The sequence below is a fragment of the Thalassospira sp. genome (genome assembly GCF_030690045.1).
Classification (GTDB): Bacteria; Pseudomonadota; Alphaproteobacteria; order Rhodospirillales; family Thalassospiraceae; genus Thalassospira.
In genome coordinates this window covers 382,275-393,222 of sequence record NZ_JAUYHK010000016.1, presented here as the reverse complement: position 1 = coordinate 393,222, position 10,948 = coordinate 382,275, and the positions used below count along the sequence as shown (strand labels likewise).

Genomic DNA, 10,948 nt, shown 5'->3' with positions numbered 1-10,948 from the left:
TGATTGGCGTGAACTGTAGGGTTGGGCAAGGGGCCGCGCAATCAAAATCAGATGTCACGTCACAAGCGGCGATGTGGCAGGCGGGATGTTGCCGCTGGCAGTCAGAATCCAGTCCCGAAAGGCCCGCACCGCAAAGGTGGTTTCCTTTTCTTCGGGATAGACGACGTAATAGGCGTGCTGGTTGGGAATGGCGAGGTCAAACGGGGCGACCAGTCGGCCATTGTCCAGTTCTTCGCGCACCAGAAATTCCGGCATCAGGGCAAGGCCCAGCCCGGCGACAGCGGCCTGAATCACCATATGAAAATGTTCAAATCGCGGCCCGGCGAGTTCATCCACCGCCGGAACGCCTGCGGCGGTCAGCCAGTCCTGCCAGGCGGTGGGGCGGGTGGCATGTTGCAACAGGGTACAATTGCGGATGCGGTCACGGGCAATTGGCAGATCGTCATTTTCCCTAAGGATTTTCGGCGCACATACGGGAATCAGGGTTTCCCCCATCAGGCGATGAAACACACAACCCGGCCAGTTGGCCTCGCCAAAATGAATGGCGATATCAATCCCTTCTTCTGCGAAATCAAAAGGACGAATTTGCGTGATCAGGTTCAGCTGGATATCAGGCCAGGCGGTTTTGAAATCACCCAGGCGCGGCACCAGCCAGCGTGCGCCAAAGGTAGGCAAGGTGCCGACATTCAACATGCCGCCGGTGCCGCTATAGGCCATGACTTGCAGGGTGGCGGCCTCGGCCCGGTCCAAAAGATCACGGACCTGTGCGGCATAGGCTTCACCCGCCGGGGTCAGTTTCAGGCGTTTTTTAACCCGGCGAAACAAATCGCGACCCAAAAATTCCTCAAGGGTTCTGATCTGGCGGCTGATCGCACTTTGCGTGACGTTCAATTCCGCCGCCGCCTTGGTGAAACTCAGATAACGGGCCGAAGCTTCAAAAAATTGCAGGGCGGTCAACGAGGGCAGGACGCGACGCATGATGTCTTCCATAATCGACAAGTTCATTCCAAAATAGAATGATATGGTGCCAATATATCGTTTGTATGCCTGTTCGCCAAGCCTTAGCCTGATCAGGGTTCGGAATGACCCCTCGTGCCACCACACAGATGTTCCGGGCCTTGTCATATGCGACAAAACAGCAGGAACCGGCCCGGATCGGGCCGGTTATCTGTGTACTGGACTTGATCTTGAAACAGCCTGTTCGCCCAATATGCCGGGGCGGGAGACGTCCCGTTCCGGTTTCGATATAAACCGGGAAACCTGACCATCATGGGTTCGACTGACGGAAATTACGATGTGATTATTGTGGGCGGGGCTGTCATTGGCAGTTCTGCCGCATGGTTTTTGACGGGCCGCGATGATTTCAAGGGCCGGGTTCTGGTGATTGAAAAAGACCCGACCTATGAATTTTGTTCGACCGCCCTGTCGGCGGCCTCGATCCGACAGCAATTTTCAACCCCGGCCAACATTGAAATGTCGGGATTTGGTATTGAATTCCTGCGCAATCTCAAACGCGATGTGGACGCCGAAGCCGATATTGCCCTGCATGAAAAAGGGTATTTGATTCTGGCGACCGCATCCGGGCGCGACATTTTGCATCAGAACCATCAGACGCAACTGGCGCATGGGGCGGATATCGTCTGGATGAACCCGGACGAGTTGAAAGCAAAATATCCGTGGATGAACACCAATGATCTGGCTGCCGGATGTTGGGGCCGGACAGGCGAGGGCTGGTTCGATGCTTATTCCCTGTTGCAAATTCTGCGGAAACAGGCCCGTCGTCGCGGGGCGGAATATCTTCAGGGCGAAGTCACCGGCCTGACCCGCGAGGGGAATCGCATTACCGGGGTTATGCTTGCCGATGGTCGTCGTTTCGGATGCGATACAGTGATTAATGCGGCGGGAACCGGTTGTTCAAAGGTCGCCCGTATGGCCGGGCTTGATGCCCCGGTGGAGCCGCGCAAGCGGTGCATTTTTGTCTTTGATTGCCGCGATTCTGCCGATATTCACGCTACCTGTCCGATGCTGATTGATCCCAGCGGCCTGTATTTCCGACCCGAAGGGGAATATTTCATCACCGGCATTGCCCCGCCTGCGGATCGTGACCCGGAATGCTGGGATTTTGAAGTTGACCATTACCTGTTTGATGAAATCGTCTGGCCCGGTTTGTATGAACGGTGCGAACGGTTCGAGGCGATCAAGCTGGTCAATGCCTGGGCCGGGCATTATTCCTATAATCTGCTGGATCAGAATGCCATTGTCGGGCCGCATCCCGATCTGCGCAATTTCCTGTTTGCCAACGGCTTTTCCGGTCACGGTCTGCAACAAAGCCCGGCCGTTGGCCGTGCGCTTTCGGAATTGATCGCAACCGGGGCTTATCAGACACTTGATCTGTCGGTGTTTGGTTATGAACGCATCCGCGACAATGCGCCGGTGCGTGAACTCAATGTTATTTAATGGTCTTTCCCCATGCCCCGCGATGAAATCATGACTGAAATCTCCGCAACCCTTCAGACCCGTCACAAGGCATCGGTCTCGTCGGCGATTAAAAATCTTCATCCGGTTTATCTGGACCGGGCGGAAAATGCCGAAATCTGGGATGTGGAGGGCAAGCGTTATATTGATTTTGTCGGCGGTATCGGGGTTTTGACCATCGGTCATCGCCATCCGGTGGTGATGGCAAAGGTGGCGGCCCAGATGGCGCGTTTCACCCATAGCTGCTTTAACGCCCTGCTGCACGAGCCATATGTTGCGGTAACGGAATGGTTGGCAAAAAACTGCCCGATTGAAGGCCCGGCAAAATCGATGCTGACCAATTCCGGGGCGGAGGCAATGGAAAATGCCCTGAAACTGGCGCGGGCCTTTACCGGACGTACCGGGGTTATTGCCTTTGATGGCGGGTTTCATGGCCGCACTTTGGCGACGCTGGCCCTGACCGGCAAGGTCACGCCTTATAAAACCGGGTTGGGGCCGTTGCCCGGCCCGGTCCATCATGTGCCCTATCCTTGCGTTGAAACAGATGTATCGGTGGATGATGCCTTTGCTGCGATGGATCGAATTTTCGCCATTGTTGCCGGGCCGGAAACCATTGGTGCGGTGGTCATCGAACCGGTTCAGGGCGAGGGTGGGTTTCGGGCCTGCCCGCCGGAATTTCTGCAACGGCTGCGTGCTTTTTGCGACCGGCATGGCATGGTTCTGATTGCCGATGAAATTCAGTCCGGCTTTGGCCGCACTGGAAAACTGTTTGCGATTGAACATGCCGGTATGTGCCCGGACATTCTTGTGATGGGCAAGGGAATTGGGGGCGGCTTTCCGTTGGCTGCGATTACCGGGGCCGAAGATGTGATGTCGGCGATGGGGCCGGGCGGCCTTGGCGGTACCTATTCCGGAAATCCGGTGGCCTGTGCGGCGGCAACCGGTGTTTTCGAGGTTCTGGAAAACGAAAATATTCTGGCGCGTGCAAATGAACTGGACACGCAGTATGGTCGCCATATCGAAAATCTGCGCGGTCTTGCCGGTGGGCAGATGATTGGCGGCATGCGTGGTATTGGCGCGATGCGGGCCTTTGAACTGGTCGATGATGCCGGTTATCCTGCGCCCAAACGCCTGCAAGCCCTGTTGCAACTGGCCCGGGAAAGCGGATTGCTGTTAATGCCCAGTGGCGAACATGCCAATGTGGTGCGATTGCTGGCACCGCTGACGATTTCGGCGGATCTGGTGGACGAGGCGTTCGCCCTGATCGGGCGGTTGTTGCCGGAAGTCGAAAAGATTGTTGCGTGATTGCGCAAACGAAATAAACACGGAACAAGGGAGTTTTACCGTGAGTCATACCAAAATCCTGAATGAACTTGGCCTGTCGGGTGCGGAAATTTCCGGTGGCACGCTGAAGGTTCACACACCGATTGACGGTTCGGAAATTGCGGCTGTGCGCGAAACCCCGGCATCGGGCATGGCGGGCATTATTGCCGATGCCAGACAGGCCTTTGGCGCATGGCGTCAGGTGCCCGGCCCGCGGCGCGGTGAACTGGTGCGTCTGCTGGGCGAGGAATTGCGCGCTGCCAAGGAACCGCTGGGCCGTCTGGTGTCGTTGGAATGCGGCAAGATTTATCAGGAAGGCCTTGGCGAAGTTCAGGAAATGATCGATATCTGCGATTTCGCCGTCGGCCTGTCGCGCCAGCTTTATGGCCTGACGATTGCTTCGGAACGTCCGGGCCACAAAATGATGGAAACCTGGCATCCGCTGGGCGTGGTCGGTGTGATTTCGGCGTTCAATTTTCCGGTGGCTGTCTGGTCGTGGAATACGGCGCTGGCGCTGGTTTGCGGCAATAGCGTGATCTGGAAACCGTCGGAAAAAACCCCGCTGACCGCGCTTGCCTGCCAGAAGATTTTTGAAAAGGCGCTGGCGCGTTTTGGCGATGCGCCCAAGGGTCTGCATCATGTGGTGATTGGCGACCGCGCCATTGGCGAAGCCCTGACCGACAGCCCGGATGTCGCCCTTGTCTCGGCAACCGGATCAACCCGCATGGGCCGCGAAGTCGGCCCGCGTGTCGCCGCACGGTTTGGCCGCACCATTCTGGAACTGGGCGGCAATAACGCCATGATCGTTACTCCGTCGGCCGATCTGGATATGGCGGTGCGTGCCACCCTGTTTTCCGCCGTCGGCACATGCGGGCAACGTTGCACGTCCCTGCGCCGCCTGATCGTCCACAAGGATGTCAAAGATGCCCTGCTGCCCAAGGTTCTGGCGGCGTATAAATCGGTGGCGGTGGGTGATCCTTTGGCCAATGGCACGCTGGTCGGCCCGCTGATTGACCGCGACAGCTTTGACAATATGCAGGCCGCCCTTGCCAGTGCCAAAAAAGATGGCGGCGTTGTGCATGGTGGCGAACGGTTGCTCGAAGATCGCTATGCCGATGCCTTTTATGTTCGCCCGGCGGTGGTTGAAATGCCCGGTCAGACCGATACGGTCAAACATGAAACCTTTGCACCGATCCTCTATGTCATGACCTATGAAACGCTGGAAGAAGCGATTGCGCTTCAAAACGGCGTGCCGCAGGGCCTGTCATCCTGCATCTTTTCGACCGATCTGCGCGAAACCGAATTGTTCCTGTCGGCGGTGGGGTCCGATTGCGGGATTGCGAACGTCAATATCGGCCCGTCGGGGGCGGAAATTGGCGGGGCGTTTGGCGGTGAAAAGGAAACCGGCGGTGGCCGTGAATCCGGTTCGGATGCGTGGAAAGCCTATATGCGCCGCGCGACCAACACCATCAACTATTCCCGCGAATTGCCGTTGGCGCAGGGAATCAAGTTCGATATCTGATCTTGATGAACTGATCTGTGTTTCAAGAATCCTGCCGGGAAACTGGCGGGATTTTTACTTGCGGTGTCTACGGGTTTGCCAAATTGCGATATAGTACGATGTATTGCAACGTAAACAAAAGGCCGTAGAGATGAGCAAAGATACCCTTGCCGTCCGGGTGGATGAAGAGATGCGCCATCGTCAGTATGTGGAACATCAGGAATGGCAGGTTGATCTGATCCGGAACCGTCTGGCAGCCCTTGATGCCGGGGCAGGCGAAACTGTTCCGCACGAGGATGTTCTGGCTGAATTTGAAAAACGGTTTGCCGAGAGCGCCCAATAATGAAAATCGCCTGGGCCAAGACCGCCCTTGCCGACTTGCGTGACATTATAGATTACATTGAAATCCGAAATCGGGTCGCAGCCAAAACAACCTACCATCTGATTTCCGGCAGTGTGTCACAGCTTGCCAATCATCCTTTTATCGGGCGGGCCGGTTACCGGGACACGCGAGATGATTGTAAACGGGATGCCATATCTGGTGACTTACAGACTTGCAGAAAGCCGGATCGATATCATTGCGGTGCTTCATGGTTCCCGCAAATGGCCGACTGAATTTTCAGAATGAAATGTCTGCCTTGCCACCATGCCCCAACAAAAAAGCGGCCCGCATCGGGGCCGCTCTTGAAGTGTCGTGTGCTTCGGAAGATCACGAAGCCTTGGCAAGCCGTTCTGCCACATATTCCCAGTTCACGAGGTCGTTGAGGAACGCCTTGACGTAATCCGGGCGGGCATTGCGGTAATCGATATAATAGGAATGTTCCCACACATCACAGCCCAGAAGCGGGGTCTGCCCGTGGACCAGCGGATTTTCGGCATTCGGGGTTTTGGTTACAACCAGCTTGCCCGATTTGTCGAGTGCCAGCCAGCACCAGCCCGACCCGAACTGGGTCACACCGGCATTGGTGAAATCTTCCTTGAATTTATCGACCGAACCGAAATCGGCGATGATTTTCTTTTCCAGTTCGCCGGGGATTGCGCCGCCACCGTTCGGTTTCATCATTTTCCAGAATTCGATATGGTTCCAATGCTGGGCCGCATTGTTAAACAGGCCTGCCTTCGACGCATCGCCGTAAGAACCAAGAATGATTTCTTCAAGCGACTTGCCTTCAAGGCCGGAACCTTCAAGCAGCTTGTTGCCATTCACCACATAGGCATTGTGGTGCTTGTCATGGTGAAATTCGAGGGTTTCTTTCGACATGACCGGCGCCAGCGCGTCATAGGCATAAGGAAGTTCAGGTAATGTAAGTGCCATGATTGATTTCCCCAATCTGTTCTTTGAAACCAGTGCTGTCGCAGCACAATGCTGCCGCACCATAGCCCTTTTCACAGGTGAGAAGGAAGCGAAAATCCCGTGCAACTCTCTGAAGACGGGTGCTTTCCTGATCACCGGTTGGCGATTGTGATCAGCCAGGCCGGGTCTTTCTTCTATCTGGGTCAAAGTCGTGCGGGTGCAATGGTTGTGGCAGATGAAAATCTGCAATCCCGGTTATTCCTTGGTCAGGCTGACCATATTGATGATGTCGGTTTCATGCCGAATCATCACGCCATATTCGCCGCGTTCCAGCATGCTGATATCAAGATGACAGGGAAAGGAAACGCAGTCTTTATTCAGCGCAATCGTGCCGTTCGGATAGGTCAGGATGACTTCGCCATGCGGTTTTTCTGCGCGGATGGTAACGGTATCGGTCACCGCCTTGGGGGCGATTTTGACTGCGGCGACGGCGGCGGTGGTGACGGTCATCAGGGCGATAATGGCAATGATGCCGCGTTTGCTGCGAAAAGGTCTCATCATGGATGTCTCCTCGGTCGGGAGTGGTTCCGACTCCGCTTGAGGATAATCTGACAGGCAAAGGCGGGGGAAACAGGGCGTGATTACGGCAATTCCGTGCCGAAATTGATAGTTTTAACCCGGAAACATATCAAAAAGCCCCGCAAACAGATGATTGCAGGGCTTTGATAAGGTCTTTGATGAGAATTTCGTCGTAAATCTTTATTTCCGGCGCTCCATCGCGGCTTTCAGGGCTGCAGCCATCGCGCCACCATCCCCGGAACCGCTGCCTGATGATTGATTGCGGGTCGGTTGGGCCGAAGATGGATTGTTTTGCGAGCGGGTGTTGGGGGGGCGACGGCCCGATTGGGGCGGAACGCCCGCCGCCCGGTTATCGCGGCGTTCGGTAGCGGCGTCATAATCGGGGGCCGATTTCATCGACAGGCCAATGCGTTTGCGCGGCGCATCGACTTCCATCACCGTGACGGAAACGATTTGCCCGGCCTTGACCACTTCACGCGGGTCGGCAACAAATTTGTCGGCCAGTTGCGAAATATGCACCAGCCCGTCCTGATGGACGCCAATATCAACAAAGGCCCCGAAATTTGTGACATTGGTGACGGTGCCTTCCAGCTTCATGCCGGTTTTCAGATCCTTGATTTCCGTCACGCCGTCGGTGAATTTGGCGGTTTTGAATTCCGGGCGCGGATCGCGGCCCGGCTTGTCAAGTTCGGCCAGAATATCGCGAATGGTCGGTACGCCGAACATGTCATCGGCAAAGGCATCGGGTTGCAGGGTTTTGAGAAACGGCGAATCGCCAATCAGGCTACCCAGTGCCCGGCCGGTTCGCGCACTGATTTTTTCGACCACCGGATAGGCTTCGGGATGCACCGCCGACGCATCAAGCGGATTGTTGCCGCCACGAATGCGCAGGAAACCGGCACATTGTTCAAAGGCCTTCGGCCCCAGACGTTCGACCTTGCGCAGATCGGTGCGCGCCCGGAACGCACCATTGACATCGCGCCATGCCACAATATTGCGCGCCAGCCCTTCGGACAGGCCTGCCACTCGGGTCAACAGCGGGACTGAGGCGGTATTAAGGTCCACCCCCACACCATTAACGCAATCCTCAACCACGGCATTCAGCGACCGGGCCAGTTTGGCCTCTGACACGTCATGCTGATATTGACCCACCCCGATTGATTTGGGTTCGATTTTGACCAGTTCGGCCAGCGGATCCTGCAATCGCCGGGCAATCGAGGCCGCGCCGCGCAACGACACATCCAGATCGGGAAATTCTTCGGCGGCGGCTTGCGACGCGGAATAGACAGATGCCCCGGCTTCGCTGACCATGATCTTGGTCGCCTTCAAGGCCGGAAAACGTTTCAGCAATTCCCCCGCCAGTTGATCGGTTTCGCGTGAATAGGTGCCATTGCCAATCGCGATCAGTTCGATCTTGTGGCGGGCGGCCAAGGCGGCCAGCATATTCAGCGATCCTTCAACATCATTACGGGGCTGAAACGGATAGACAGTGGCGGTATCAACCAGCTTGCCGGTGGCATCGACCACCGCAACCTTGACCCCGGTCCGCACGCCCGGGTCAAGGCCCATCGTGGCTTTTTGCCCGGCCGGTGCAGCCAGCAGCAGGTCTTTAAGGTTATCGGCAAAAACCTTGATTGCACCTTCTTCGGCGCTGTCGCGCAAATCGCCAAACAGATCAAGTTCGATCGACAGCGACAATTTGACCCGCCATGTCCAGCGCACGGTTTCCATCAACCATTTATCAGCCGCCCGGCCCTTGTCGGCAATGCCGGTATGGGCGGCAATCACGGTTTCACAGCGCCCCGGCTGGCCACGCGGACGGTCTTCGTCCTCGGCGCCAAGGGTCAGTTTTAACTGCAAAATACCTTCGTTGCGCCCCCGGAACAAGGCCAGGGCGCGGTGCGACGGACAGGTTTTGATTTTTTCGGAATGGGTGAAATAATCGGAAAATTTCGCCCCTTCGGCCTGTTTACCCTCGATGACAGAGGCACTGATTTCGCCGTCATCCCACAGGATTTTGCGCAGACGCGCCACCAGATCAGCATCCTCGGCAAACCGTTCCATCAGAATCTGGCGTGCCCCATCCAGGGCCGCCTTGTCATCTTCTACCCCCTTGTCGGCATCGACAAATTTGCGGGCTTCGGTTTCGGGATCAAGGGCGGGATTGGTCAAAAGCGCGTCGGCCAGCGGCTCCAGCCCGGCTTCGCGGGCGATCTGGGCCTTGGTGCGGCGCTTTTTCTTATAAGGCAGATACAAATCCTCAAGCCGGGTTTTGGTATCCGCCTCGTTGATCGATTTTTCCAGTTCCGGTGTCAGTTTGTCCTGTTCGCGGATACTGTCAAGCACACTGGCACGACGTTCTTCAAGCTCGGTCAGATAACGCAGGCGTTCATCCAGATTCCGCAATTGCGTATCGTCCAGCCCGCCGGTTTTTTCTTTCCGGTATCGGGCAATGAACGGCACCGTCGATCCTTCATTCAGCAATTCGATGGTGGCGATGACCTGTTCGGGACGAACCGAAAGTTCTTCGGCGATACGGTGGGGAATCGGACGCATGGTTTCTCCTTGTTTTGCTCGTTGCCCTGAAATAGCGGCTTTCGCCGTCACAGGAAAGAGCCAGTTTAAGGCAATGCCATGGCGCAAGGTCGCCGCCGGGCTTGCCGGGGGCGGTGTGGCGGGCTATCTGTCATGTTACAGAACATGATAGCACCACCCGCGCCAAAACCCGGAGAGCATGATGGCAGGAAAATTCCGCGAAACCATTGTCCAGCGCCCGAAAGCCGTACCGGAAGACGTCCGCCCGGCGCCTGAACCGGCACCCGAACTGTCGCAAGATGCCAAAAATGCCCTTGCCGAAGCCAAAGCGGCAAAGGAAGAAGTCGAACGCCAACGCGAAATCGGCGGCCCCAAAGGCCCGGAACCAACCCGTTTTGGCGATTGGGAACATAAGGGGCGGTGTATCGATTTTTGATACCTGATCTACATATTCTTTCCGAAAACAAAAAGTCCGGTGCAGATCACACCGGACTTTGTCATTTTAGAGTCTTTGTGAAGTTTGGACGTTTAATTCCCGCGAATGGCCGAGATATTCGGGGCATATTGTCCCGCCCCCCCCTTGAAGGTCGCAGACCCGGCGACCAGAACATCGGCCCCGGCGGCGATCACATCGCGGGCGATTTCCGGGTTCACACCGCCATCAACTTCAAGGTCGATGGCGCGACCGGTGGCGGTGATCATTTTGCGGATGCGGGTAATTTTTTCAAGCTGGCTCGGGATAAATTTCTGTCCGCCAAAACCCGGATTGACCGTCATCACCAGCACCAGATCGACCAGATCCATGACATATTCAATCGCACTTTCCGGTGTTGACGGGTTCAGCGATACCCCGGCCTTTTTGCCCAGTGATTTGATCAGTTGCAGCGAACGGTGCAGATGCGGCCCGGCCTCGGCATGGATGGTGATGATGTCCGACCCGGCATTGGCAAATGCTTCGATATAGGGATCGACCGGGGCGATCATCAGATGTACGTCAAACACCTTGTCGGTATGCGGGCGCAATGCCTTGACCACATCCGGGCCGATTGTGATGTTGGGCACATAATGGCCGTCCATCACATCAATATGGATGTAATCGGCACCAGCAGCATCAATGGCGCGGACTTCTTCGCCCAGTTTGGCGAAATCGGCAGACAGGATTGACGGGGCAATTTTAATGGTGTTGTGCGCGGACATGACGGGGCAAACATCCTGATCGTGACGGGGAAAGCGGGAAATTT

The 10,948-nt window shown here is 56.2% G+C and carries 11 protein-coding genes; 6 read left to right on the top strand and 5 right to left on the bottom strand.

Annotated elements, in window-relative coordinates:
• Positions 1-54: 54 nt before the first annotated feature.
• Entirely contained in the window at positions 55-978 is a 924-nt protein-coding gene (gene gcvA / locus Q8O73_RS13375) for a transcriptional regulator GcvA (protein WP_305558664.1), read from the bottom strand.
• A gap of 291 nt (positions 979-1,269) precedes the next feature.
• On the opposite strand from gcvA, the gene Q8O73_RS13370 reads away from it, so the two are divergent.
• The 5 genes from Q8O73_RS13370 to Q8O73_RS20155 all read left to right on the top strand — a co-directional run bounded on the left by Q8O73_RS13370 (position 1,270) and on the right by Q8O73_RS20155 (position 5,914).
• Complete coding sequence (locus Q8O73_RS13370; RefSeq protein WP_305558663.1) at positions 1,270-2,457, top strand: FAD-binding oxidoreductase; 1,188 nt, start codon at positions 1,270-1,272, stop codon at positions 2,455-2,457.
• A 30-nt stretch (positions 2,458-2,487) separates the two neighbouring features.
• The gene (locus Q8O73_RS13365) at positions 2,488-3,780 is read left to right on the top strand and encodes an aspartate aminotransferase family protein (RefSeq protein ID WP_305558662.1); all 1,293 of its coding nucleotides are present in this window, start codon (positions 2,488-2,490) and stop codon (positions 3,778-3,780) included.
• 40 nt (positions 3,781-3,820) lie between these two features.
• Positions 3,821-5,320 carry an aldehyde dehydrogenase family protein gene (locus Q8O73_RS13360; RefSeq protein ID WP_305558661.1) on the top strand — a complete coding sequence of 500 codons (1,500 nt, stop codon included), beginning with the start codon at positions 3,821-3,823 and terminating at the stop codon, positions 5,318-5,320.
• 130 nt (positions 5,321-5,450) lie between these two features.
• Positions 5,451-5,642 carry a hypothetical protein gene (locus Q8O73_RS13355; RefSeq protein WP_305558660.1) on the top strand — a complete coding sequence of 64 codons (192 nt, stop codon included), beginning with the start codon at positions 5,451-5,453 and terminating at the stop codon, positions 5,640-5,642.
• Positions 5,642-5,914: a type II toxin-antitoxin system RelE/ParE family toxin gene (locus Q8O73_RS20155; protein ID WP_371135087.1), complete on the top strand. Its 273-nt coding sequence runs from the start codon at positions 5,642-5,644 to the stop codon at positions 5,912-5,914. The genes Q8O73_RS13355 and Q8O73_RS20155 overlap by 1 nt, the downstream gene beginning before the upstream one ends.
• Positions 5,915-6,008: 94 nt before the next feature.
• Here the strand turns inward: Q8O73_RS20155 and Q8O73_RS13350 are convergent, their stop codons facing one another.
• From Q8O73_RS13350 to Q8O73_RS13340, 3 genes are all read right to left on the bottom strand, one after another.
• Entirely contained in the window at positions 6,009-6,614 is a 606-nt protein-coding gene (locus Q8O73_RS13350) for a superoxide dismutase (protein WP_305558659.1), read from the bottom strand.
• Positions 6,615-6,848: 234 nt separating this feature from the next.
• The gene (locus Q8O73_RS13345; RefSeq protein ID WP_305558658.1) at positions 6,849-7,154 is read right to left on the bottom strand and encodes a hypothetical protein; all 306 of its coding nucleotides are present in this window, start codon (positions 7,152-7,154) and stop codon (positions 6,849-6,851) included.
• Between the two features lie 198 nt (positions 7,155-7,352).
• Positions 7,353-9,728 (bottom strand): Tex family protein, encoded by a 2,376-nt coding sequence (locus Q8O73_RS13340; RefSeq protein ID WP_305558657.1) that lies wholly within the window; start codon positions 9,726-9,728, stop codon positions 7,353-7,355.
• A 181-nt stretch (positions 9,729-9,909) separates the two neighbouring features.
• Between Q8O73_RS13340 and Q8O73_RS13335 the strand changes: the two genes are divergently transcribed.
• Positions 9,910-10,143: a DUF1674 domain-containing protein gene (locus tag Q8O73_RS13335; RefSeq protein WP_305558656.1), complete on the top strand. Its 234-nt coding sequence runs from the start codon at positions 9,910-9,912 to the stop codon at positions 10,141-10,143.
• A gap of 92 nt (positions 10,144-10,235) precedes the next feature.
• On the opposite strand, the gene rpe is transcribed toward Q8O73_RS13335, so the two are convergent.
• Positions 10,236-10,904, bottom strand: a complete 669-nt coding sequence (gene rpe / locus Q8O73_RS13330; protein ID WP_305558655.1) for a ribulose-phosphate 3-epimerase — start codon at positions 10,902-10,904, stop codon at positions 10,236-10,238.
• Positions 10,905-10,948: the final 44 nt, after the last annotated feature.